Annotated in this window: 23 protein-coding genes and 1 pseudogene; 14 read left to right on the forward strand and 10 right to left on the reverse strand. The window is 48.6% G+C overall.

Annotated elements, in window-relative coordinates; translation table 11 throughout:
- Window positions 1-60 precede the first annotated feature (60 nt).
- Together thrC and AC58QO_RS19915 are read left to right on the forward strand one after the other, a co-directional pair.
- Window positions 61-1,449, forward strand: coding sequence for a threonine synthase (gene thrC, locus AC58QO_RS19910; protein WP_497268554.1), 1,389 nt, complete (start codon window positions 61-63; stop codon window positions 1,447-1,449).
- A 214-nt stretch (window positions 1,450-1,663) separates the two neighbouring features.
- Entirely contained in the window at window positions 1,664-2,170 is a 507-nt protein-coding gene (locus AC58QO_RS19915) for a hypothetical protein (RefSeq protein WP_497268556.1), read from the forward strand.
- 67 nt (window positions 2,171-2,237) lie between these two features.
- On the opposite strand, the gene AC58QO_RS19920 is transcribed toward AC58QO_RS19915, so the two are convergent.
- The 4 genes from AC58QO_RS19920 to AC58QO_RS19935 all read right to left on the reverse strand — a co-directional run bounded on the left by AC58QO_RS19920 (window position 2,238) and on the right by AC58QO_RS19935 (window position 7,117).
- Complete coding sequence (locus tag AC58QO_RS19920; RefSeq protein ID WP_497268558.1) at window positions 2,238-2,906, reverse strand: stalk domain-containing protein; 669 nt, start codon at window positions 2,904-2,906, stop codon at window positions 2,238-2,240.
- Window positions 2,907-3,064: 158 nt separating this feature from the next.
- Entirely contained in the window at window positions 3,065-4,147 is a 1,083-nt protein-coding gene (gene rlmN, locus AC58QO_RS19925) for a dual-specificity RNA methyltransferase RlmN (protein ID WP_497268560.1), read from the reverse strand.
- A 180-nt stretch (window positions 4,148-4,327) separates the two neighbouring features.
- Window positions 4,328-5,173: an ABC transporter ATP-binding protein gene (locus AC58QO_RS19930; RefSeq protein WP_497268561.1), complete on the reverse strand. Its 846-nt coding sequence runs from the start codon at window positions 5,171-5,173 to the stop codon at window positions 4,328-4,330.
- Between the two features lie 159 nt (window positions 5,174-5,332).
- On the reverse strand, window positions 5,333-7,117 hold the full coding sequence (locus AC58QO_RS19935; protein ID WP_497268563.1) for a methyl-accepting chemotaxis protein: 1,785 nt from the start codon (window positions 7,115-7,117) through the stop codon (window positions 5,333-5,335).
- A gap of 204 nt (window positions 7,118-7,321) precedes the next feature.
- On the opposite strand from AC58QO_RS19935, the gene AC58QO_RS19940 reads away from it, so the two are divergent.
- Complete coding sequence (locus AC58QO_RS19940; protein ID WP_497268565.1) at window positions 7,322-7,990, forward strand: HAD family hydrolase; 669 nt, start codon at window positions 7,322-7,324, stop codon at window positions 7,988-7,990.
- Window positions 7,991-8,120: 130 nt separating this feature from the next.
- The gene (locus AC58QO_RS19945) at window positions 8,121-8,447 is read left to right on the forward strand and encodes an antibiotic biosynthesis monooxygenase (RefSeq protein ID WP_497268728.1); all 327 of its coding nucleotides are present in this window, start codon (window positions 8,121-8,123) and stop codon (window positions 8,445-8,447) included.
- An 88-nt stretch (window positions 8,448-8,535) separates the two neighbouring features.
- Here AC58QO_RS19945 and AC58QO_RS19950 read toward each other — a convergent pair whose 3' ends face one another.
- Together AC58QO_RS19950 and AC58QO_RS19955 are read right to left on the reverse strand one after the other, a co-directional pair.
- Window positions 8,536-8,904, reverse strand: coding sequence for a DUF4180 domain-containing protein (locus AC58QO_RS19950; protein ID WP_497268566.1), 369 nt, complete (start codon window positions 8,902-8,904; stop codon window positions 8,536-8,538).
- Window positions 8,901-9,323 (reverse strand): winged helix-turn-helix transcriptional regulator, encoded by a 423-nt coding sequence (locus AC58QO_RS19955; protein WP_497268568.1) that lies wholly within the window; start codon window positions 9,321-9,323, stop codon window positions 8,901-8,903. Before AC58QO_RS19955 ends, AC58QO_RS19950 begins: the two co-directional genes overlap by 4 nt.
- Before the next feature lie 137 nt (window positions 9,324-9,460).
- On the opposite strand from AC58QO_RS19955, the gene AC58QO_RS19960 reads away from it, so the two are divergent.
- From AC58QO_RS19960 to AC58QO_RS19970, 3 genes are all read left to right on the forward strand, one after another.
- Window positions 9,461-10,684, forward strand: a complete 1,224-nt coding sequence (locus AC58QO_RS19960; protein WP_497268569.1) for an MFS transporter — start codon at window positions 9,461-9,463, stop codon at window positions 10,682-10,684.
- 20 nt (window positions 10,685-10,704) lie between these two features.
- On the forward strand, window positions 10,705-11,547 hold the full coding sequence (locus tag AC58QO_RS19965; protein ID WP_497268729.1) for an aldo/keto reductase: 843 nt from the start codon (window positions 10,705-10,707) through the stop codon (window positions 11,545-11,547).
- Between the two features lie 147 nt (window positions 11,548-11,694).
- On the forward strand, window positions 11,695-13,287 hold the full coding sequence (locus AC58QO_RS19970; RefSeq protein ID WP_497268571.1) for a catalase: 1,593 nt from the start codon (window positions 11,695-11,697) through the stop codon (window positions 13,285-13,287).
- A gap of 202 nt (window positions 13,288-13,489) precedes the next feature.
- Here AC58QO_RS19970 and AC58QO_RS19975 read toward each other — a convergent pair whose 3' ends face one another.
- Both AC58QO_RS19975 and AC58QO_RS19980 read right to left on the reverse strand, forming a co-directional pair.
- Complete coding sequence (locus AC58QO_RS19975) at window positions 13,490-14,509, reverse strand: SDR family oxidoreductase (RefSeq protein ID WP_497268573.1); 1,020 nt, start codon at window positions 14,507-14,509, stop codon at window positions 13,490-13,492.
- Between the two features lie 33 nt (window positions 14,510-14,542).
- Complete coding sequence (locus AC58QO_RS19980) at window positions 14,543-15,034, reverse strand: SRPBCC family protein (RefSeq protein ID WP_497268575.1); 492 nt, start codon at window positions 15,032-15,034, stop codon at window positions 14,543-14,545.
- A gap of 206 nt (window positions 15,035-15,240) precedes the next feature.
- Here AC58QO_RS19980 and AC58QO_RS19985 point away from each other — a divergent pair.
- The 6 genes and pseudogenes from AC58QO_RS19985 to AC58QO_RS20010 all read left to right on the forward strand — a co-directional run.
- Window positions 15,241-15,879: pseudogene (locus tag AC58QO_RS19985) on the forward strand (ABC transporter ATP-binding protein); the annotation flags it as partial.
- 91 nt (window positions 15,880-15,970) lie between these two features.
- A complete protein-coding gene (locus AC58QO_RS19990; protein WP_497268577.1) occupies window positions 15,971-16,765 on the forward strand; it encodes an ABC transporter permease in 795 nt (264 codons plus the stop codon).
- A 73-nt stretch (window positions 16,766-16,838) separates the two neighbouring features.
- Window positions 16,839-17,537 carry a response regulator transcription factor gene (locus AC58QO_RS19995; protein WP_497268579.1) on the forward strand — a complete coding sequence of 233 codons (699 nt, stop codon included), beginning with the start codon at window positions 16,839-16,841 and terminating at the stop codon, window positions 17,535-17,537.
- A 1-nt stretch (window position 17,538) separates the two neighbouring features.
- Window positions 17,539-18,474, forward strand: a complete 936-nt coding sequence (locus tag AC58QO_RS20000; protein ID WP_497268581.1) for a sensor histidine kinase — start codon at window positions 17,539-17,541, stop codon at window positions 18,472-18,474.
- 16 nt (window positions 18,475-18,490) lie between these two features.
- On the forward strand, window positions 18,491-19,438 hold the full coding sequence (locus AC58QO_RS20005) for an ABC transporter ATP-binding protein (RefSeq protein ID WP_497268583.1): 948 nt from the start codon (window positions 18,491-18,493) through the stop codon (window positions 19,436-19,438).
- Entirely contained in the window at window positions 19,407-20,087 is a 681-nt protein-coding gene (locus AC58QO_RS20010) for an ABC transporter permease (RefSeq protein WP_497268585.1), read from the forward strand. The genes AC58QO_RS20005 and AC58QO_RS20010 overlap by 32 nt, the downstream gene beginning before the upstream one ends.
- Before the next feature lie 80 nt (window positions 20,088-20,167).
- Here AC58QO_RS20010 and AC58QO_RS20015 read toward each other — a convergent pair whose 3' ends face one another.
- Window positions 20,168-20,683 (reverse strand): S-layer homology domain-containing protein, encoded by a 516-nt coding sequence (locus AC58QO_RS20015; protein WP_497268587.1) that lies wholly within the window; start codon window positions 20,681-20,683, stop codon window positions 20,168-20,170.
- 261 nt (window positions 20,684-20,944) lie between these two features.
- Here AC58QO_RS20015 and AC58QO_RS20020 point away from each other — a divergent pair, with 261 nt between their 5' ends.
- Entirely contained in the window at window positions 20,945-21,532 is a 588-nt protein-coding gene (locus AC58QO_RS20020) for a hypothetical protein (RefSeq protein ID WP_497268589.1), read from the forward strand.
- 9 nt (window positions 21,533-21,541) lie between these two features.
- On the opposite strand, the gene AC58QO_RS20025 is transcribed toward AC58QO_RS20020, so the two are convergent.
- Window positions 21,542-23,185: a thiamine pyrophosphate-binding protein gene (locus AC58QO_RS20025; RefSeq protein WP_497268591.1), complete on the reverse strand. Its 1,644-nt coding sequence runs from the start codon at window positions 23,183-23,185 to the stop codon at window positions 21,542-21,544.
- Window positions 23,186-23,202 lie beyond the last annotated feature (17 nt).

The raw sequence follows: 23,202 nt of genomic DNA on the forward strand, positions 1-23,202 counted from the left end.
GTCCAAATGTTCTGTTTTTTGATACAATAACTGAAAATTCAATCGTATAAGGGGACTCATATGGAATACATTAGCACTCGCGGCAAAGTAGAACCCATCGGCTTTATCGATGCGATCCTGATGGGATTGGCCAATGACGGCGGTCTACTCGTGCCGAAAAACATCCCGCAGCTATCCGCTGACACGCTTCAAAGCTGGTCGAAGCTCTCCTATTCAGAGCTAGCCCTAGAAATCTTCTCGCTCTATGTGAACAACGAAATTCCACGCGATGAGCTGAAGCAGCTCGTTGATGAAAGCTATGCAACGTTCCGTGACGAAGCAGTTACGCCGGTTAGACGTCTGAGCGATGACACGTATGTGCTGGAATTGTTCCACGGTCCTACGTTTGCTTTCAAGGATATTGCGCTGCAATTCCTTGGCAATCTGTATTCGTATGTTTCACGCAAAACGAATTCCATCATCCACATCCTCGGAGCTACCTCCGGTGATACAGGAGCTTCTGCGATCGAGGGCGTTCGCGGTAAAGAAGGCATCCGCATCTGCATCCTGCATCCGCATCAGAAGGTAAGTAAGGTACAAGAACTGCAAATGACAACCGTCAATGATGCGAATGTATTGAATCTTTCCGTTGATGGTACCTTCGATGATTGCCAACGTATTATTAAAGAACTTTTTGCTGATGTCGAGTTCAAGCACCGCTACCACTTGCGCGCAATTAACTCGATCAACATTGCCCGCATTTTGGCGCAAACCGTGTATTATTTCTATGCTTACTTCCAATTACCACAAGAGCAACAGGCCGCGAAGGTGAATTTCAGCGTGCCGACAGGTAACTTTGGCGATATTTTTGCTGGCTACCTGGCTCAGAAAATGGGGCTTCCGATCAATAAGCTTATTCTTGCTACGAATGAAAACAATATTCTTGAGCGCTTCGTGCAAGAAGGCGTGTATCAACCGGGCGAGTTCCGCGGTACGTACAGCCCGTCCATGGACATTCAAGTCGCGAGCAACTTCGAGCGCTACTTGTTCTATCTGTACGGCGAAGACGCAGCGGCTGTTAACGCAATCATGGAGCAGTTCAAGGCTGAAGGCCGCGTCGTTATCCCTGCCGACAAGCTGCAAGCGGTGCAGGCTGATTTTGCCGCGTACGGCGTGAAGAACGAGGAGTGTCTCGACACGATCAGCGCTTACCACGCGAAGTACGAGTACCTGCTCGATCCGCACACAGCGTGCGGTGTCGCAGCTGCCGATAAGCTCGCCGTTCCTGGCGAGGTGACAGTGTCCTTGTCCACCGCGCATCCGGCGAAGTTCGATGAGTCGATTCGCTTGCGTGGTATTGCTCAGACGTATCCGGAGCAAATCCAAGCTCTGTTCGACAAACCACAGTTCCAGAAGGTGGTTGGCGGTTCGAACGATGCGATTAAAGATGAGCTCGTGAAGTTTTTCTAGTAGGGTTTATAAGGAGCTTCTGCTCCACTGTTTGGAAACCTTCCTTCCACATTGTGGAGGGAAGGTTTTTTGCATATGTCTACATCCATATTCCTAAGGACAAATCAGTCCTCAGACCGATCTTCGTCCTTCCCTATAGTCGGAAGACACTTGTACCCTATCGTGGTATTCTTAGTGTAATGAATCCAACACAGTAGGAGTGAAACAATTGAATATGAATATGAATCGTAGCGCTTTTCTCGGCCCGATCCTGATTTTGCTTGGCGTTTTTATGTTTTTGAAAGGTGATGTGGCGTTTAGCTCGGGTACCATTTTTGAATACTTTTGGCCGACGCTGTTCGTCATCCCTGTCGGTGTCTTCTTCCATTGGCTGTACTTCTTCATAACGCAACGCCGGGGTGCAGGTGTACTTGTTCCCGGAGGAATCCTTTTAACAGCAGGTGTCGTGTGCCAAGTCTCCACCTTGTTCGATATCTGGCACCTCATGTGGCCAGGCTTCATGCTAGCGGTTGCCGTCGGCTTGTTCGAACTGTATTGGTTTGGCGGCCGCAATAGATATTTGCTGATTCCGATTAACATTCTAACGGTGATGTCGCTGCTGTTCTTCGCGATTTTCTCCATCGGTTCGCTCTTCGGAGCGATTTTCCATAACAATTCGCTCATTGCGATCGGACTCATCGTCGTGGGTGGCCTGATGATGATCTTCCGGAATCGCACCTAATTACCATGTAAGGCCAAAAGCCGTCCCACACAGTAGAGTAACTGCAGGGACGGCTTTTCCATTTTTATTAACGCTTATATTTGCCAATAGAGATGTTATCACGCTCGTGTACGCTTAATATATGCGAAAGCGATGAGACCCCACCTTCATTCGTTAACAAGCCAAAACGAGCGTCCAGCCCCGACCATCCTTCTATCCTATCATTCTGATATTTCCCAGCAACATAAGCTTGGGCAAGCTCCTTGTTTGACCAGAACTCGATTTGCTTGTTAGGTAAATCCCCTATTTGATCTGCTAGTAGTAAAAGAAACAGCTTCTGAAAATCCGTGTTATCCGGCACATCCACATACCCGTCTGCAAACACAATCGTCGTATTTGATTGAGCCCCGAGGTTCTCTCCTATCACCTCAATTTTCAAGCTATATTTACCGTGAAGCAATAAGGACACATAATTAGCGTACGGCATCTGGTTATCATCGATCGTCTTTTTGCCTTCCACACTATGAATTTCAACCGTGTTTAAAGGTTCGTTCCAAGTCACCTTCGCACCAAGCGACTCCGCTATTGCCCGCGTAGAGGTCATAGTCGTTCCGTCTTCCGCAACTTGAACTTTGGCATCTAACATTTTACCATTTACCATCACTTGCCTGACCGAATGTAGCGTATCCGACGCAGAGACCACTGTTACACCTGTTAAAACAGCACCGCAGATCAAACCGAGGATCCATGCCTTCATAAGTGACCACTACCCTTCTTCTAAACTTGAAAAGCAAGATGCGCATCGTGATGGTAAAGTTGGCTGCGCTTAATTCATTATATGCGGAGGTTGTCCAGATCAGGCATCCCCAGGATACAAAAAAGCCCATGGATGTCATTCATCCACAGACCTTCCTATTAACCCGCCACAACGTTATCCCCTGTGGATTGTTTAATTTGTTTGCTTCGTAGTTGTCCACAAGCCGCATCAATATCCGTCCCGTGCTCCAGACGCACGCTGCAGGAGATGCCCTGCTTCTTAAGCGTATCGTAGAAGGCACGCACGGATTCGCGCTCACTTCTCTGATATTGGCTGTGCTCATCCACCGGATTGTACGGAATCAAGTTCACATTCGCCAGCTGGCGGATATGCTGAATCAGCTCAGCGAGTTGAAGCGCATGCTCTCTGCCATCATTCACGTCTTTGAGCAAAATGTACTCGAGCGTAATTCGACGATTCGTTTTCTCCAAATAGTACTCGATCGCTTCCATCAACGTTTCAATCGGGATCGCCTTGTTGATTTTCATGATGCGGGTCCTAAGCTCGTTCGTCGGGGCATGCAAGGAAATCGCTAGATTCACTTTCAGATCGGAGTCTGCGAACTCTTTAATCTTAGGCGCTAGACCGCTAGTAGATACGGTAATATGGCGCGCTGCGATATCTAAGCCCTTCTGATCCTTCACGACACGGATGAAATCGACCATGTTCACGAAGTTATCGAATGGCTCGCCGATCCCCATCACCACAACATGGCTGACGCGCTCGTCTTTACCGATCGTGTCCAAATGAAATTGGACCTTCATAATTTGTTCCACGATTTCCGCGGCGGACAAATCACGACTTTTAGCTAACAAACCGCTCGCACAAAAGCTACATCCGATGTTACAGCCCACTTGCGTGGTCACACAGACGGATAAGCCAAATTTATGCCGCATCAGCACCGTTTCGATCAAATTGCCGTCCGACAGCTTGAACAGAAACTTCATCGTACCATCTGCCGATTCCTGTCTCGTATGTTCATTCAGGGTATGAATGGCGAAATGCTCACTCAACGTTGCTAAGCAATCCGATTTCACATCCGTCATCTCCGCAAATGTAGCGACCCGCTTACGATACAGCCAGTCCCATACTTGCAGGGCGCGCGATTTTTTGTAGCCTTTCTCGGCGAGCCAAGCGACCAATTGATCAAAAGTTAATCCATAAATGGATGGTGTATTCATTCCGTTATCCTCTTTTCAAGACTATCACATGCAGTCCATTTCTCTAAGCAGCCGAAGCGTACCATATAGTTAGTATTGTGCCAAAAATCCTCCCTGAACACAAGGGAAGACCCTCATTTCCACAAAGAAAAGGCACCTCCCTGATAGGGGGCACCTCTTTCATAAGCTCTTTCGAGCCAATTAAGCGCTAGTCACTTCCACTTTGCGTTCCTCATCCGCCACGACTGCATCATCGGACACCAAACCATATGGAATACAGAGCGGCACGCCAGCACGTTTATCCACGATGACATCAGCATGAATAGCAAACACATCGAGCAGCATCTGCGGTGTTACAATATCCATCGGTGCGCCTTCGTAGACGACATTTCCTGATTTAATCGCGATCAAATGATCCGCATAACGCGTCGCATGATTCAAATCATGCACAACCATGACAATCGTCGTATTGTGGCGCTCGTTAATTTCTTTGAGTAAACACAGAACCTCTAGCTGATGCGCCATATCCAAATAGGTCGTCGGCTCATCCAAGAACAGCATATCCGTTTGCTGTGCTAACGCCATGGCGATCCACACACGTTGACGCTGTCCGCCTGACAAATGATCGATCGGACGATCCTTGAAGGGTGTCATCCCTGTTACTTCAAACGCCCAGTTGATGATCTCGCGATCAGCGCTGGACATCTTCTGGAAGCCGCGCTGATGCGGGAAACGGCCATATCCCACTAATTCTTCGGCTGTAATACCTTCTGGAGCGGATGGTGATTGCGGCAAAATCGCTAATTTCTTAGCAATTTCCTTCGTCGACTGATGATGAATGGAATGACCATCGAGGAACACGGTCCCTTCGGTCGGCTTCAATAGTCGCGACATCGCCTTCAAAATCGTCGATTTCCCCGAACCATTCGCACCAACTAAAGCAGTAATTTTGCCTGTTGGAATCTCAATGCTCAAATCGTTGATGATTTTCAATTTATCGTAAGAAACATGCAGCTGTTCGGTATAAATTCTCGTCGCAATTGCCATGAGGAACATCCCCTTTTCCAATATGTATATAGGGTTAAATAATTGTATGATTTCTCTCCATTAACTAAAAATGATAATCATTATCAATGAAAAAGTCAAGGTTTTTCCTATGAAAAAAGGATGCCCTCAGGCATCCTTCTTCTTCCATGCTCTCTGCATTTACACCTTGAACCGCGCTACAGCCAATTGAAGCTCATTCGACATGCCGCTTAATTCGTTAGCAGTTCTAGAAACCTCCGAAATCGTGCTCAACTGACGCTCCGTTGCGGCTGCAACGGCTTGTGTCAGCTCGGTTGTCATCCGAGTCAGCTCTGCCATCTCTACAATTCCAGCTAGCACTTCCTCCGAGCTTGCTGACATTTGCTCCGATACGGCGGATACATCTGTCATCTGATCGACAACATCTTGAACTGTGTGAGAGAGATCCTTGAAGGTGCCGTCCGTCTGCTCCACGACAACCTGCATCGCCTCCACTTCTCCAAGGCCGCGATCCATCGCGATAACTGCCGCACCTGTCTCGTGTTGAACTCGTTCGACGAGTTCGGCGATTCGCTCTGTCGCCAAGCGAGACTGATCCGCAAGCTTGCGGATTTCTGTGGACACAACAACGAAGCCTTTACCGTGCTCGCCTGCTCTAGCTGCCTCAATCGAGGCATTCAGCGCAAGCAGGTTTGTTTGTCTCGTCACATTCGTGATGAGGACGGTGATCTCGCCGATTTCCTCGGACATCGATTTCAAGCTCTGAATCGCTTGGACGGCCTGCTGTACGGAACGCAATGCTTCCGTAATTTGCAGCATGCTTTGCCCCATCCGCGCATTGCCTTCACTTGTATGGTTGCGTGCATGGCCTGAAATATCCGTGGCTTGTCCAGCTGATTCCGCTACGCGCTGAATCCCAACCGCCATCTCATTCATAGCATGACTGCTTTCCTCTGTACCCTGGCGTTGCTGCTCCGAGTGCGAAGCAAGCTGACCCATCATATCGGAGACAGAAGCTGTGGATTGGCTTGTCATCTGTGCCCCTGCTTGTAGGGATTCCGATGCCGCTGAAACATGTTGCGCGGCCTGTGCAATCTGAACAATGAGCCCGCGCAGGTTCCCAACCATATCCTTCAAATGATTGCCCAAAACACCCAATTCATCTTTGCTTTTGCTTTTCGTAAGCGCCGAATCCGATAAATCTCCAGCTGCTGCGGCCTGTGCAAGCTTGACCAATGGGTTAATCTGGCGCAGATACAAGCGTACGATGAAGATAATGAAGAGGGTTCCGATCAAAATGGCGATTAACCCAATCCATACGGATTGCATGGTATATGTATTCATCTGAGCTTTAATAACGCCGTAATCGAAATCTAGCCCTGCGAAAGCAACAAGTTTGCCGTCTTTATCACGAATCGCACTTACTGCACTAACCCATGTTCCCAGCGAATCTTGATAAGTACCCGTGATGCCAAAGCCCGTTTTCTCCGCTTCCTCTAACGCAGCTTTAAGCTCAGGCACCGGTACATAAGGCTCAGCTGGCTTCTCATCGACATAGAGCTCCGCATTAGATAAAAGATTCAAAAGGGCAGGTTCCCCCTCCGACGTTGTCCATTCTGGGTAAAATAAGTACGCGTTCTCCACCAATTCTCCTTGGGAAACGCGGTCCATATCTTCCTGAACATTCATGACAGCAGGCTCATATTTATAAGCTTCATTATTTTTCTTTAGTTCTGTTTTTGCTTTCTCAATAAAATCTATTTTCTGCAAAAGTGGCGCATGGAAAACACCTTCCAGCGCACTCAAGTTATCGGACATTTGTTGTTGATGTTGTTGATACGAAACGAAGGTGAGCAGCACGCAGAGAAGGATATAGCCCGCGGCTGTCCATGCAGAAATTTTGAAAGAAAGCGATCGAAAAAACCTTACAGATGCTTGCTTGCCTTGTGGTTTAGCTTGTGACATGATTAAAAAAAACACCTCCGAAGTTGTACAGATCAACAGTTAGCAAATATAGGTCTTAAAGGCTAGTCCTCTAGATTTCGACAAAGTTTTTAGAAACCCTTCCACTTTTTTATTTAGAATTTGTACATGGCTTTATGATGGACCCAGAAACGGCAGCTATTGAGGTGATTGTCGAGGATTACAGAGAAAAGGAGTTGTAGGAAGATGCCCGTGATTCGAGCGCTTATTTTTGACTTTGATGGCACGATTCTGGATACGGAAACGGCTTGGTATGAGGCATTTCGAGAGGCTTATCTCGAGCATGAGGTGGAGCTTTCTTTGGACATGTACGGGAAGTGCATTGGCACATCCTTGCATGTGTTTGATCCCTATGAATATCTGATCACGGAGCTGAAAATCCCCTTGGATCGGGCAGCATTTCGGCAAGGTGTACACGATCGACATACCGAAATGATGGCGCAGGAAGGCATCCGTCCAGGTATTCTCGATTACTTATCGGAGGCCAAAGGATTAGGCCTGCGTATTGGTTTGGCCTCCAGCTCGAAGCGAGCTTGGATCGATAAGTATCTGGCGCAGCTAAGGATCGGCGATTATTTTGAGACGATTCGCACCGCAGAAGATGTCGCATTGGTGAAGCCACATCCCGAGCTGTATGAGCTCGCGTTAAAGGATCTGGGCGTACAGCCGCATGAGGCGATAGCGATTGAGGATTCGCCTAACGGTGCTCGCGCAGCGGCAGCCGCAGGCATGCACTACATCGTCGTACCCAACCCGGTGACGAAGTATCTCACTTTTGACGGAGAGCCGCGTACGGTGGGGTCTTTGGAAGAGCTATCGCTGCAAGCGTTGCTGGAGGCGGTACGGGGTAAATAAGTGGCAGCAGGTGGCAATCGAAGTCGGGCAAGGTAAGCTGGTAAATGAAAAGCTTGTGTTGACGGCTCCTCCTTATTCACTGATAATGATTCTCATAATCATGAATACAGATAAGAAGGAGCTGAACCTCGTGCTTATTCAGCAGCGAACCATTATTGTACAGCCTGGTAGTAGCGACAAAGTCGTAGAACGTTTTAGCAAGGAAGGTCCGCTGGACGGCATGGAAGGACTTATCGATGTGACCGTGATGGTCAATAAACGGAGTAAAGAGACCGAAGAGGTCGTTGTCTTCATTCGTTGGGAGTCCGAGCAGGCATGGAAAAACTGGGAAAAAAGCCCCGAGCATATCGCTGGACACCGCAACAGTAAGGGTCAGCCGCGTCCAGAGTACGTTATCTCTTCGACGGTTAGCATGTTTGATGTGAAAAAAATTCGGCCCGGCCAGTTCGGGCGATAAAATGGTGGCGCGGGGGTGAACCTGCGCTGCTTTTTTGTTAGTTGGGGGGTGGCATGTGGGGCTGCAATGGCTGGCTTAGTCGGCTCCCCTACTTCACAGCATGCAGAGCATCCAAAGCGGCCTGCTCGTCTTTGACGAAGAAGAATTGCTTGCCATGGTTGCATTCATAGATGAAGTCGCGAAGGCTTTTGCTGTCGTATTGATCAAAATCGCCGACGATGGCCATTTTCATGTGATAGTTCGTGTATTTCTGGAGAACATCGCCTGCGAGTTTTGTTTTGAGCTCGAAGAAATCCTCGGTCACATTCCACTGATGAATGATAAACTTGTCGCACCCGGACAAATATCGGACTGATGCCATTAGATCTAGCGCATCCTGGCCGTTGCTGATAAGAATGTCCGTGCTCTCCACGATGGCTACTTGGGAATCTCCCTTTTGATTGATCGATGTATTCATGTCATTTCTACCTCTTTCCCCATAAGCTCGTGAACTAGGACCTCTACCTCTTCGTCCCGTCTATTCAGTACATTTTCCTCAAGGACAGCGAATTTGTCTCCGTATTCTTTAATAATGTGCTTTTCTCCCCACATACAGAGTGAGTCCAGAATTGGCGTCAAACTTGCCCCATAATCGCTGAGCTCATATTCCACCTTTGGCGGCACCTGATTATACACGATCCGCTCCACGATGCCATCTTGCTCCAGCTCTCTGAGCTGCTGAGTGAGCATTTTCTGTGTGATTCTCGGCATCAGACGCTTGAGATCACTTGTGCGCAGTTTACCATGGGTCAAATGGCAAAGAATCACACATTTCCACTTTCCGCCAATGACTTCGAGCGTGGCTTCGACGGAAATATTGTACAATTTTTTACCCATTCGGCTGTTTCCCTCCTATTCCACCTATAGGCACTAAAAAGTGCCTACCGTACTAATAAGTACGTACTGGTCAATCCAACTATAATGCTTGATAATAGCACTTACCGGCCGGGAAATACAAGTTTGGAGTGATTGCAATGAAACAAGAAACCAATCGAAATACGCTGGCGCTGCTTGCCCTCGCGGTTAGCGCCTTCGCCATTGGCACAACCGAGTTTATCAGTGTCGGACTGCTTCCGCTCATTGCTGAAGACCTTCATATATCGATCACAGGCGCAGGCTTAACAGTCACGTTATATGCCTTAGGAGTTACTTTTGGAGCGCCCATCTTAACGTCTCTGACCTCGACCATCTCACGCAAAACGCTGCTGCTCTGGATCATGCTTGTCTTTATCGCAGGTAATCTATTAGCCGCTACGGCAAGTGGCATCGTCGTTCTATTAATCGCTCGCGTCATCTCTTCGCTGGCGCACGGCATTTTCATGTCGATTGGCTCGACCATCGCCGCCGATCTCGTGCCCGAGAACCGCAGAGCCAGCGCGATTGCGCTGATGTTCTCGGGGCTTACCGTCGCCACCGTCACTGGTGTGCCGATCGGAACTTACCTCGGCCAGCAGCTAGGCTGGCGCGCCGCGTTCTTCGCCATTGTCGCGGTTGGCGTGGTGGCTCTCATCGCGAACCTGATCTTGGTGTCCGCCAATTTGCGTAAAGGCACACGAACTCGGTTAGGCACACAGCTCAAGCTCGTTACGAACGGACGGCTGCTGCTCGCCTTCTCGATTACAGCCTTAGGCTACGGCGGGACGTTCGTGGTGTTCACGTATTTATCTCCGTTATTACATGAGATTACAGGATTTCAAGAGCATACGGTAGCGCTGATTCTGCTGCTGTATGGCGTTGCCATTGCCATTGGCAACATTATTGGAGGGCGCGCCGCGAACCGCAATGCGAGTAAAGCGCTGCTTGTTATGTTCCTTTTACAATCCCTCGTGCTGTTTCTCTTTATGTTCACAGCGCCATTTAAAGTCGCGGGCTTAATCACCATCTTTTTTATGGGATTACTTGCTTTTATGAACGTACCTGGACTGCAAATTTATGTCGTTCAGCTAGCTGAGCGATTCGCCCCTGAGGCCAAAGATGTGGCATCTGCCTTCAACATTGCAGCTTTCAACGCCGGTATCGCTGGCGGAGCCTTCCTAGGCGGCGTGATTACCGATTCCATCGGACTCATTCATACCACATGGGTGGGTGGAATCATGGTTTTCGGTGCCGTCCTACTCACCCTGTGGAGCCGGAATCTTGAAAAATCAGAGCAACCGCAACGATCACAACCAACTATTTTAGGAGGAATACCACAATGACCAACCAACTACCAAACACGATAAACAACAACCTGCAAACTGCAACTACACTTCATAATGGCATAGCTATGCCGTGGCTGGGGCTCGGTGTATTTAAAGTAGAGGACGGCCCAGAGGTCGTGCAAGCTGTGAAAGCAGCGATAAAAATTGGCTATCGCAGTATCGATACCGCGGCGATTTACGGCAATGAAAGCAGCGTCGGACAAGGGATTCGCGAGGGCATGGAGGCGTATGGCCTAACTAGAGATGAGCTTTTTGTGACTTCAAAAGTATGGAATGCCGATCTAGGCTATGAAGCCACCCTAGCTGCCTATGAAGCTAGCTTAGAGAAGCTGGGGTTGGATTATCTGGATCTGTACCTCATTCATTGGCCTGTTCAGGGCAAATACGTGGAGGCGTGGCGAGCGCTAGAGACGCTCTATCAAAAAGGGCGCGTCAAAGCCATTGGCGTCAGCAACTTCCAAATTCATCATTTGGAGGACGTGATGAGCACTGGGACGATTACACCGATGGTTAACCAAGTGGAGCTTCATCCCCTTCTCGCTCAAACGGATTTGCACGACTTTTGCAAGGAGCATGGCATTCAGTTAGAGGCTTGGTCTCCGCTTATGCAGGGTCAGCTTTTGGATAACCCTACGCTAAAGGGGTTGGCTGAACGTTATGGCAAATCCATTGCCCAAGTCATCTTGCGTTGGGACTTCCAACGTGGCATCGTCTCTATACCGAAATCCACAAAGGAGCATCGCATTCTCGAAAATGGTTCGATCTTCGATTTCGAGCTAACGCACGAGGATATGGCAGCGATCAATGCGATGAATCAGAATCTGCGTGTTGGGCCGGATCCGGATAATTTTGATTTTTAATCAACATATGGTGACGAAGCCTTCGCAAATTCTTACAAGTCCTCCCCTCTTTCTTCGGAAAGTGGTTGAGGGCTTTTTGCGAGGAATAATTTCCCTCAAATTGGTAAAAGTTACTTGTAACTAACGATGGGAGGCTGCATCACCGACATGAGTAAAGACAAGACAGATCCGAGTAACGTTAACAATCAAACCAATATGACCTTAACGAACCGTCAAGGCCATCCGATTTCGGATAACCAGAACATCCGCACGATTGGCAATCGCGGCCCGTCAACGCTGGAGAATTACCATTACATCGAGAAGATTTCCCATTTTGATCGGGAGCGTATTCCAGAGCGTGTCGTGCATGCGCGCGGCGCGGGGGCTCACGGGTATTTTGAAGCGTATGGAACGGTTGGCGACGAGCCGGTCTCTACGTATACGCGGGCTAAGCTTTTTCAGGAGAAGGGGAAGCGTACCCCTGTTTTTGTTCGTTTTTCGACCGTGGTGCACGGCACGTACTCGCCAGAAACTTTGCGGGATCCGCGCGGCTTCGCAACCAAATTTTATACCGAGGATGGTAACTGGGACTTAGTCGGCAATAATTTGAAAATCTTTTTCATCCGCGATCCCTTGAAATTCCCTGATATGGTGCACGCGTTCAAACCGGACCCGGTCACGAACCTGCAGAACCCGGAGAAAATGTTCGATTTCGTCTCCAATACGCCGGAAGCGACGCATATGATTACCTTCCTTTTCTCGCCGTGGGGCATTCCAGCCAACTATCGGCAGATGCAGGGGTCGGGCGTCAATACGTACAAGTGGGTGAACCAGAACGGGGATGCCGTGCTCGTGAAATACCACTGGGAACCGCTGAAGCAAGGGATGAAGAACTTAAAGCAGTCCGAGGCCGAGGCGATCCAGGGTAAAAATATTAGCCATGCCACGCAGGATTTGTACGAAGCCATCGCTAGCGGCGACTATCCGGAGTGGGAGTTGTGTGTGCAGATTCTCAGCGACGACGAGCACCCTGAGCTCGATTTTGATCCATTGGATCCGACGAAGCTGTGGGATCATGAGAAGATTCCTTTTCGGAAAGTAGGCAAAATGGTGCTGGATCGCAATCCTGAGAATTATTTTGCTGAGGTGGAACAGGCCGCTTTCGGGACAGGGGTACTCGTCGATGGCCTCGATTTCTCGGACGATAAGCTGCTTCAGGGACGGACGTTCTCCTACTCGGATACCCAGCGGTATCGTGTAGGGACGAATTATTTGCAGCTGCCGATCAATGCGCCAAAATCGCCTGTGGCGACGAACCAGCGGGATGGGCAGATGATGCTGACGGTTGACAAAGCGCCTGGGCAAAACGCGCATGTCAATTACGAGCCCTCTTCGCTCGGCGGGTTGCAGGAAGCGGTGCCTTCGGGCAAAGAGCATCAGCCGATGTACAATGACCGTTTGGTTAGGGAGAAGATTAGCCGCACGAATGATTTTGGGCAGGCGGGCGATACGTACCGCAAGTTCGAGGATTGGGAGCGCGAGGAGTTGATCGCGAATCTGGTCGATGCTTTGAAGATCTGTAAGCCTGTCATTCAGGCGAACATGATCAGCTATTTCGAGCAGGCCGATCCGGATTACGGACGGCGCGTGTCAGAAGGGCTCGCTCAAGCGAAGGTTGAGATGGAGCATCTAGGCTCCGTCGCTGCGAAGGCTGGGGCTGAGCTTGCGGAGAGCGCCGGACAACGGACGGACGGCTATTAGGATAGTTCATGATGGTCTCCAATCGGCATCCCTCTGGCCAAATCTTAACGGCAGAATCCGGCCGAGAACTCATTATGGCGATTTGTGAACACCAAAATGCTGTTTATAAGCAATGTAAGCTCGATACGTATACATCTTCCTCTGCCTAAAATGAAAAGGAGCTAAGCGCGTACAAGCCGCTTAGCTCCTTTTCATTTTCTATTTAAGATTCAATGATAGCTTTACGCGCAACCTCTAACGCTACAACGACTTTATCACACCACACATCAAACTCTGGATCTTCGCGCTGAAGCTCAGGATTAGCCAGGATATTGGCGATGGTGCGCTTGATCCCTTGATCGAATCGGGTTGTAGCCACGAATTCTGGCACAAGCCGCTTCAGCTTCGAATTGTCGAATACAACGGAATTCGCCTTATCCCCGAGCAAACCGCCTCGATAGTCCTGTGTGCTGACCGCATCCAGAAACTCAGATGCTACATGCACCGCGTGAAGCTTCACGCCAAGCGCATCGGCAATCGCTTCGTAGATTTGATTCCAAGTCATCGACTCGTCTGACGTAATATGAACGGACTCCCCGATCGCATGGAGATTGCCCATGAGCCCGATGAACCCTTTGGCGAAATCACTGTTATGCGTCATCGTCCACAAGGAAGTACCGTCACCGTGTATGAGGACGGGCTTATTCTCAAGCATGCGCTTCGCTACTTGCCAACTCCCTTTGGTTCCGTGTACACCAAGTGGGATAGAGCGCTCATCGTACGTATGGCTCGGTCGAATAATCGTGATCGGGAAGCCTTGTTCTCTGTATTGCTTGACCAAATATTCTTCACAAGCGATTTTGTTTCGGGAATAGGCCCATAATGGGTTGGATAATGGCGTGCCTTCGGTGATGCGATAATCCGAAAGCGGCGTTTGATAAGCCGAGGCCGAGCTAATGAACATGAATTGCTTTGTTTTGCCTTCAAATAAACGATAATCCCGCTCCAGCTGTGATGGCTCGAACGCGATAAAATCCGCGACAACATCGAACGATAAGTCCTCGATCAGCTTCGCCACATGAGCTTCATCGTTAATGTCAGCTTGCAGGATACGTGCACCTGCTGGCAAGTCCGCATTGCGAGTGCCTCGATTCAATAGATACAGCTCGCACCCTGCGGCTAACAGCTGTCTGGTAATTGCCGAGCTAATGGTTCCTGTTCCGCCAATGAATAGCGCCTTCATACGATCGCCTCCGTCCTTTTTATGTACAGCATATTACGCTTGATCGGTCATGTATGGATCTGTAAGCTGCTTGTATTTCTCATACCATACAGCCCATATTTCTTTACGCGAGGTGATGGTTCTTCCCTCCAATAATGCCTCGATCACATCCAGGCACACATGCCACCCAGCCAAGTCCCTTGGCGTATGGGTTGTTATTTTATGTAAATGCTCGCTGAAAATTAATCGACATCCGCCATCTGATTCTGCATATAGCTCAAATAGTACCCGGTCCTCGTCCCAGGTGTACGCCAGCACAGATTGGGTTGTAAGCTCCAGAATCTCCATTGGAATAAACGTTCCGTCCGGCATATTAAACTTAATGATACCGCCTGCTCGCAGCTCCTCGACCTCTAGCTCCGGGAACCACTGCACCAGCTTATCGTTCTCCGTTAACCATGACCACACATCCTCTACAGAATGATGCCAATGACGCTCATAACGCGCTAAATATCCACCTTGAACCGGTTGAAAGTCAGCTAACATGTGATTCCTCCTCAGATCTCTATCTAAGAAATGATGACAACTTTTCCTAGTTTCATATTACCTGTTGATGCTTGTTCAATCAAGAAATGAGCAGATACTCGCATGTAGATACGCTCCGAAAGACTTTCGTAAGATTTAGGAAAGAGTCTTGCATGGTGTGTCCAGTAAGATAAGCGTATGAAACTTAACTTATTGGAGGTACGCACATGAACATTCAACCCGTAGTCGAAGTTCGCCAGCTGACGAAACGGATTCGAAATAAGAACATTGTGGATCAGATCAGTTTTGATCTTTTTCCTGGAGAGGTATTCGGCTTTCTCGGGCCTAATGGGGCCGGCAAAACAACCACCATCCGCATGATGGTCGGCCTGATCGGAATGAGCGACGGTGATGTCGCCATTCATGGTCACAGCATTCGCAGCAGCTTCCGGGAAGCGATTCGTCACGTCGGCGCGATTATCGAGAATCCCGAGCTATATAAGCATCTCACGGGGATGCAAAATCTAAAGCAATTCGCCCGCATGGTAGAGGGGATCCCGCAGAGCCGCATCGACCAGATCGTACAGCTAGTCGGGCTGTCAGCCCGCATCCACGACAAAGTGAAGACGTACTCGCTCGGCATGCGCCAACGATTGGGTATCGCCCAAGCCCTCCTGCATAAGCCAGCTGTGCTCATTCTAGATGAGCCGACCAATGGCCTCGATCCCGCAGGCATTCGTGAAATGCGCCAGCTCGTCCGCAAGCTCGCCGCTGAAGAAGGCATTGCCGTAATGGTGTCCTCTCATCTACTCGCCGAAATGGAGCAAATGTGCGACCGCTTCGGTGTCGTGACGGAAGGCCGTCTGCGAACAACCTTCTCGCTGTCGGACTTACAGACTCAGACTGAAACGCAAACACTCGAAGAGAAGTACATCAGGCTAACGGAGGTTGCCAACTATGCGTAATTTTACAACTTTAGTACAGAATGAATTCATTAAAATATTCACCAAAATCGGCAGCTGGGTGATGATTGCGTTCGTGCCGATCCTAGTGATCACAGCAGGCTTACTCTGTCGATACGCAGATCAAGATGAGCTTAAAGTGAACAATGTGTGGGAGTTCATGGACTTAATCCTCTCCGCTATTCCAAATCTCATGGATATCGTTACTTTGTTTACGATCATCCTCGCCGCGGGCATTGTGGCCTCCGAGTTCTCTGGCGGTACGATTAAATTGCTGCTAATCCGTCCGTTTAGCCGCTCCACGATCTTGCTTTCCAAGTTCGGGACCGTCCTCTTGTACGGACTGGGACTTACGCTACTGCTCTTACTGTCTGCGTATATTACCGGAGGTATCCTATTCGGATTCGGCGGTGCTTCTGATCTTCATACTGGGGCTGCTTTCTCCAATGTTGCTTACTTCTGGAAAGCTATAGGTTACAGCAGCATCGAAATGATCGTCATGGTCACACTTGCGTTTATGTTCTCGTCCGTATTCCGCGCAAGCTCCATGGCCATTGGAATTTCCTTGTTTTTCTTATTAACTGGTGGGCAGCTTGCCTACGTTCTCAAAAAATTTGAATGGTCCAAATTCCTGATTTTCGCTAATACAAATTTGCTTAGTTATCTAGACGGCAGGCTGCTCATGCCTAGTATGTCACTCTCTTTTTCATTGATCATGTTGGCGTGCTATCAGCTTCTTTTCCTTGGCCTTGCTTGGTACGTATTCGCAAAGCGTGATGTTTCTATTTAATCGTGGTGTGGTTTCAATATGCGCGAGGAAAGAAGTATACTGAAAGCACATGAAGTAAAAAGGTGGAAACGACATGTCCAATCACATTTTGCTTGTAGAAGATGACACGGCAATCGCTGAAATGGTGGAAAGCCATTTATTGAAGGAGGGTCTCACCGTTCGTCATGCCCCTGATGGGGAGGCAGCGCTGCGGCTCTTTGCCGAGGAAGCTTATGATATGATCCTGCTCGATCTGATGCTGCCTGGCGTGGATGGCATGGAAGTTCTGCGCAGGGTACGGAGCGGCAGCACAGTGCCGGTTCTCATTCTGTCTGCGAAGGATAGTGATGTGGAGAAAGCGCTGGGTCTCGGCTTCGGAGCTGACGATTATTTGGCCAAGCCCTTCTCACTCATCGAGCTCTCCGCACGGGTCAAAGCAATGCTGCGAAGAGCATCCCAATATGCCAGCCCTCCCGCGAGTGCTGAGCTTGCCCTCTTGCGCATCCATGAGCTGACACTTCATCCAGAAGAGCATCTCGTTACCAAAAATGGAACCCCCTTGGGCCTCACGGCGAAAGAGCTCCTTATTTTAAAACTGCTAATGTCCCATCCGAAACGCGCCTTCTCCAAGGAGCAGATCTATCGCTCGGTATGGAATGACGCCTATTACGACGATGTGAATGCCATTCAGGTCCATATTTCCCGTCTAAGGGATAAAATTGAGGACGATCCTGCGAACCCTCGATACATCAAGACCGTATGGGGGATCGGTTACAAAATGGGGGATTTCTGATATGAATCTGCTTTGGCCCAGCTTGTGTATCCTGTTCGGGATATTTACCATCGTTCAATTAAGACAGCGCATCAACCTATCGCGTGAACTCCGCTATTTACAGACGAAGCTCACTGACATTCTTGATAAAGAATCCGCTGAGAAAATTCTCCTTCATACCGATTCTGCTCAGCTCCAAGGCTTGTTAATCGCCATCAACCGGCTCTTAGATGCGAATCGCAAAGGCGAAGCGGATTACACCCGCAAGGAAAATGCGATCAAAAAAATGATCGCCAACATGTCCCATGACCTGAAAACACCGCTAACGGTTGTGCTGGGTCTGACGGAAACGATCGTGCACGACCATTCGGCCAGCAATGAGGAGCGCAGACGCCTCTCTCTCAAGGTTCACGATAGAACGCTCGATATTCTTAATCTGACGAATCAGTTTTTCGATCTGGCGCGGCTAGAATCGGGGGATCGTCCTGTCCCTTTGTCCAAAATTAATCTCAGTGAGGCGTGCCGGAACGGCATCCTTTTCTATTACGACATGATCGAAGCACAAGGTCTGGATGTCGATGTAGCTATACCAGAGGAACCGATCTATGCGTACGGGAACACTGAAGCACTCGGGCGTGTGCTGCAGAATCTGCTGTTCAACGCAATACGATACGGAAAAGACGGCGGTATCGTTGGCATTACGTTGCGACAAGATGCAGACAGCGTCTATATCGACGTCTGGGATCAAGGAAAAGGCATCGGGGAACGTGACCGCATGCATGTCTTTGAGCGACTTTATACACTGGAGGATTCCAGAAATCAGACCTATCAGGGCAGCGGCCTAGGTCTAACCATTACGAAGCGGCTGGTTGAGCTGATGGAGGGGAGCATTTCCCTGCACAGTGTTCCCCATGTGAAAACCGTGTTTACGGTCCGTTTTCCCACACTCCGCTTTTGAAAGGAAACCGATCTGAATGAGTATCATCCTTCAAACGAAGCAATTATCGAAAAGGTTCAAAAAGTCCGAGGTCATCTCTGATGTCAATATGCAGGTTCGTCGTGGTGAGATCTATGGTTTTCTTGGTCCCAATGGTGCGGGGAAAACGACGGTGATGCGCATGATTACGAATCTAATTCGCCCAACAAGCGGAGAAATTGAACTGTTCGGTGCCCCTCTGACTCCCCACTCCTATGAAGCAATGAAACGAATGGGCAGTATCATCGAATATCCTATCTTCTATGAACATCTGTCTGCACGCGGTAACTTGGGGCTGCACTGCGAATATATGGGCTATTATGATAAAAAGGCGATTAGCGAAACGCTCGATCTGGTCGGACTTTCTGACATTGGCAACAAGCCGGTGAAGGATTTTTCGCTTGGTATGAAGCAGCGGCTGGGCATCGCTAGGGCTATCTGTACGAAGCCAGAGCTGCTCATCTTAGATGAGCCTGTCAATGGCATGGATCCGTCGGGGATCCGGGAGATCCGCGATCTGTTTCGCATGTTGAGCAAGGAATACGGCATGACGCTGCTTATTTCGAGCCATATTTTACAGGAAATGGAGCAACTAGCCGATACGATTGGTATCATCAACCATGGCAAGCTGCTTGAAGAAGTATCGATGGAGCAGATTCGTGGACGGCACAGCGAATATATCGAAATTGTCGTAACTGATGTACGTCGAGCTGTTATTGTGCTGGAAGATAATCTCGCTATCACCAATTATAAAATCATGGACCGTGGCACCTTACGGATCTATGATCCAAGCCTTGCACCTGCCGTGCTGAATCGCTTGTTGGTGCAGCACGAGATTGGCGTCGAGGCACTAAATAAAATGACGCGCTCACTCGAAGACTATTTCCTCGGATTAATTAAAGGAGGAAACCGTGATGCTGTGGAAGCTCATCAAGCTGGAAATTAAGAAAACCAAATGGCGTGGGTTGTTGCTCAGCGTTGTGATCACCAATATCTTGCTGATGCTGTGGGTCGTGGGTAGCGACGTGCCGAATAATGAAATCCATACCTATGACCGTGCCTTTCTGAGCATCATGAATTATGCCGGGATCACGTTTATCGTCTTCGCCTCGGTGCTCATGTCCCGTATGGTCATCGACGAGTATCGGAACAAAACGATTACGCTTCTCTTCGCTTACCCAATGCCTCGCAACTTGTTGTTCCTAGCGAAGCTTGTCATTATCGGAGTTTGGACATTTGCCACGGTGTTGATTGCCGACGTCTTCATTCTATCCGCGCTCTTGTTCGTCAATTCGCATCAACACTACATTACCGAAACGCTGACACAAGATCGGCTTATGGCAGAAGCCATTCGTATACTGATCTTCGCCTTTACATGCGCGAGCGTATCGATGATTCCGCTGTATTTCGGCATGCTTCGGAAGACCATGCCTGCGCTGATCGTGAGTGCATTCATTTTATCTAACGCTGCGATGGTGATCGTCAATAATATATCCGTCGATGATGGCTACAGTAATTATTTGATGGCGGCCTTGTTGTGCTTCGCTCTCGGGGCTCTCATGGCTTACGCGGGTGTGCGCAGGAGTCAGTTGTAGTTGGGTAAACGATGGACGTCACAAATAAAGTAAAATACCATCCTTAATAGGGATGGTATTTTTTGCTGCGCTTTTATAATTTAATTAATAAAATCTACGTATTGCATCAACCGCTTCAACATAACAACAGCTTGAGCGCGACTTGCATTAGCAGAAGGCACCAAAGTCGTATCCGTCATTCCGGAGATGATCTTGGCTTCAATTGACTGTGCTACAGCCACTTGAGCCCAGCTGCTAATGGAGGCTCTGTCATCGAAACTAGCCAAGGACTTGCTAGACGTAGTGGGGTCAGCAACTTTTTTTCCTGCGGCGCTAATGGAACTTGCGATCATAACCGCCATTTGTTCGCGTGTGATGGTATCATTCGGCTTGAAGCTATTATCTTCAAAGCCACTGACAAGCTTAGCTTTGACTGCTGCGCCTACAGAGCCAGCAAACCAATCACTGGATAACACATCTGTAAAAGTTGCTGAAGCTGCATCCGAAGTTAATCCTAGTGCACGAACCAACAAGGCCGTAAATTCCGCTCGGGTGATATTATTATCGGGAGCAAAACTAGTATCCGTTGCCCCTTTGACGATGAGTTTATTAGCCATCAATATATTCGATCCGCAACCAAGGTACGGATAAATACGTATTATAACTCATGCTTCTAGCCCCCATGCCTGAATCCTCTATCACCCTAGCTCTTCTATGTTATCAAACTTGCCATGAAATTTGTTGATTTTTAGCGAAATAAAGAGAAGCAACGCAAAAAGGCCGAAACCTATCTGAAGGGCTCCAACCTTTTTTTGTCAAAATCAACCAATCACCGTATAATTATGCTATACAATTATTCTATGGGGGGTTCAGTGTATATGGAAGTTCGAAAAGACTTCATGACAAAGGCAGAAGCAATGGACAAGCTTATGAATGTTTACAACAAAGAAATTAGCACATCTGCCATATTCGCCATTGTTCATCAAATCTTTCAATTCGATATCGAATCCATTTCCGACTTGCCCACGATGCCTAGAACTGTCATAGACGCGTACTTAGCAATCGCTGAGAACGATAGGACTGGCCCAGGTATCCGCCGCCTAATTAATCAAACATTAGGCATCAATCTCGATGCCCTCTCCGCCTTGGAAGCGGCGCGATTTTCCTTGTACTCCAAAGGTCATTGGATGCTTCAGCAGCCGAAAGACTTATTCATCATTCATACCGGAACCGGAGATGTAGATGTGCGCATTGTCACAACGCCCTACTTTGCTGATCAAACCGGCTCCGATAAGCTGCCAATTGATTTAATTAACGAGTTACTTCCATTGGGGTTCAACTATGAGGAGAAATCCAGAGGCTACTATTACGCAAATCCGACAGGTGAAGCTGTTTCGGATGCCTTCAAGGGACAAACGATTATGGCGATCCGGAAAATTATTCAGCAATCTTACTCTCAGATCTAAGCTGCTCAATTATTTCCCAAACGAGGATAGAAATTTAACGCGATCCCCCATTGGGGGCGTATTGTTGTCTTGCAGGGCGACTTCCAGAATAGAAGGTCCATTTGCATGGAGTAACCCTTGAATGACATCAGATTGGATCTCGTCCAATTGGTTAATTCGATAGCTTGGAATACCCATCGCCGCAGCCATCGCTGCAATATCAACAGGTTCCTGCTCGAAGGAAGGATGCGTGCGCTTAAACTGCAAGGAATGTCCGTGATACACCATGCCTAAACGGGCATTGTTCATGACAACAAACAGGATCGGCAAGCCTTGCTCTTTGGCTGTCAAAATTTCCATGCCATGCATGAAAAAGCAACCATCCCCTGTGATACATACGACAGGACGCTCAGGTTCCGCTAATTTGGAGCCTATCGCTGCGCCAATGCCCACGCCCATCGCTCCAAAATGAACATTAATCCCAAAAGAATCATAATCTAGGACCTTCATGTGGTGAATGACATAGGACATAAATTCACCAATGTCTACGGCATATCGCGTATTGACAGGCAGACACTTTTGAATCGAAAGCAGAACATTCTTCGTATTGTATTCCTCTGTTTCATGGACAGAAACCTCACTCTCTTGAAAGACCAGATGAGTGCTTCCCCGCGTCACGCCCAAAACTCTCAATTCCTCAATAATCATCAATAAAGCCAAATGAATATCCCCTAGAACTGGAATATCAATTTTATATTTCCGATTGAATACGGTCTGATCAAAATCAAGTTGAATCGTGAACCGACCTTTCGTCAGGTTCTCATTATAGTTATTCGTCGCGGTTTCACCCAGGCTTGAACCTATGATGAGCAGGGCTTTGCCTGCTCCATCCGCAATCAAAGATGAGGCCGCTTCATGTCCTGCAAAGCCAAACACACCTACAAGCAACGGGTGATCCTCGGGAATATATCCTTTGGCTTGCGGCGTTGTGAGAATCGGCCAATTCAGCATCTCAGCCAGCTCAATCAAGAAGTCGACGGAGCCTCTAACGCCTTGCCCCACAAGGATGTAGCCATCTCCATGTTGCAATAAGGCTTGAGCCGCCGATAGGATCGTTTCCAACTTAGGGAGAATCGGCTTTCTTTCAGCGAGCACGGGTATCTCTGGGTTGCCGACATCTGCATGCTGCACATCAATCGGAATGGCAATGTGAACAGGCCCTGGCACGCCAGATATCGCGATTTGACTAGCTTTAACCACTTCGCGAAGCAATTCCTTGCCATCTTTCACCATTACGCTATATTTCGTAACGGAACTGAAGACAGGAACAAGATCCAATTCTTGCGATGCATTCAATCCCATTGTGTTAACAGGAACAGCTCCTGTTATAAATAGTACAGGTAAATGCTCGCGCATGGCATTGGCTGCCCCAGTGACTAAATTAGCCCCTCCAGGGCCGCTGCAGCCGATGCTCACACTCATTTGCCCTGCGTACTTCGCATAAGCTGCTGCCATGTAGGCTGCGGCTCCTTCATGCTTAGTTACCACCGTTTCGATTTCTGGCATTTCATAAAGCTGATCAAAGAAGGCATTGACAGAGCCTGCCGGAATGCCAAAAATATGCTTAACGCCACTTCCTTTTAAGAACTCTAATACTGCACGCGCTGCTTTCATCGTAGTCATCCTCCGGA

Source organism: Paenibacillus sp. J31R30, from assembly GCF_059692115.1.

Bases quoted from the DNA above. Each gene is read 5' to 3' on its own strand.
- AC58QO_RS19975 (WP_497268573.1), bottom strand. From the start codon at position 14,509: ATGAAGGCGCTATTCATTGGCGGAACAGGAACCATTAGCTCGGCAATT.
- AC58QO_RS19960 (WP_497268569.1), top strand. From the start codon at position 9,461: ATGAAACAAGAAACCAATCGAAATACGCTGGCGCTGCTTGCCCTCGCG.
- AC58QO_RS19995 (WP_497268579.1), top strand. From the start codon at position 16,839: ATGTCCAATCACATTTTGCTTGTAGAAGATGACACGGCAATCGCTGAA.
- AC58QO_RS19915 (WP_497268556.1), top strand. From the start codon at position 1,664: ATGAATATGAATCGTAGCGCTTTTCTCGGCCCGATCCTGATTTTGCTT.
- AC58QO_RS20015 (WP_497268587.1), bottom strand. From the start codon at position 20,683: ATGGCTAATAAACTCATCGTCAAAGGGGCAACGGATACTAGTTTTGCT.
- AC58QO_RS19950 (WP_497268566.1), bottom strand. From the start codon at position 8,904: ATGAATACATCGATCAATCAAAAGGGAGATTCCCAAGTAGCCATCGTG.
- AC58QO_RS20000 (WP_497268581.1), top strand. From the start codon at position 17,539: ATGAATCTGCTTTGGCCCAGCTTGTGTATCCTGTTCGGGATATTTACC.
- AC58QO_RS19935 (WP_497268563.1), bottom strand. From the start codon at position 7,117: ATGTCACAAGCTAAACCACAAGGCAAGCAAGCATCTGTAAGGTTTTTT.
- AC58QO_RS19930 (WP_497268561.1), bottom strand. From the start codon at position 5,173: ATGGCAATTGCGACGAGAATTTATACCGAACAGCTGCATGTTTCTTAC.
- AC58QO_RS19955 (WP_497268568.1), bottom strand. From the start codon at position 9,323: ATGGGTAAAAAATTGTACAATATTTCCGTCGAAGCCACGCTCGAAGTC.
- AC58QO_RS19940 (WP_497268565.1), top strand. From the start codon at position 7,322: ATGCCCGTGATTCGAGCGCTTATTTTTGACTTTGATGGCACGATTCTG.
- thrC (WP_497268554.1), top strand. From the start codon at position 61: ATGGAATACATTAGCACTCGCGGCAAAGTAGAACCCATCGGCTTTATC.
- AC58QO_RS19920 (WP_497268558.1), bottom strand. From the start codon at position 2,906: ATGAAGGCATGGATCCTCGGTTTGATCTGCGGTGCTGTTTTAACAGGT.
- AC58QO_RS19980 (WP_497268575.1), bottom strand. From the start codon at position 15,034: ATGTTAGCTGACTTTCAACCGGTTCAAGGTGGATATTTAGCGCGTTAT.
- AC58QO_RS20005 (WP_497268583.1), top strand. From the start codon at position 18,491: ATGAGTATCATCCTTCAAACGAAGCAATTATCGAAAAGGTTCAAAAAG.
- AC58QO_RS20010 (WP_497268585.1), top strand. From the start codon at position 19,407: ATGCTGTGGAAGCTCATCAAGCTGGAAATTAAGAAAACCAAATGGCGT.
- AC58QO_RS20025 (WP_497268591.1), bottom strand. From the start codon at position 23,185: ATGAAAGCAGCGCGTGCAGTATTAGAGTTCTTAAAAGGAAGTGGCGTT.
- rlmN (WP_497268560.1), bottom strand. From the start codon at position 4,147: ATGAATACACCATCCATTTATGGATTAACTTTTGATCAATTGGTCGCT.
- AC58QO_RS19970 (WP_497268571.1), top strand. From the start codon at position 11,695: ATGAGTAAAGACAAGACAGATCCGAGTAACGTTAACAATCAAACCAAT.
- AC58QO_RS20020 (WP_497268589.1), top strand. From the start codon at position 20,945: ATGGAAGTTCGAAAAGACTTCATGACAAAGGCAGAAGCAATGGACAAG.
- AC58QO_RS19990 (WP_497268577.1), top strand. From the start codon at position 15,971: ATGCGTAATTTTACAACTTTAGTACAGAATGAATTCATTAAAATATTC.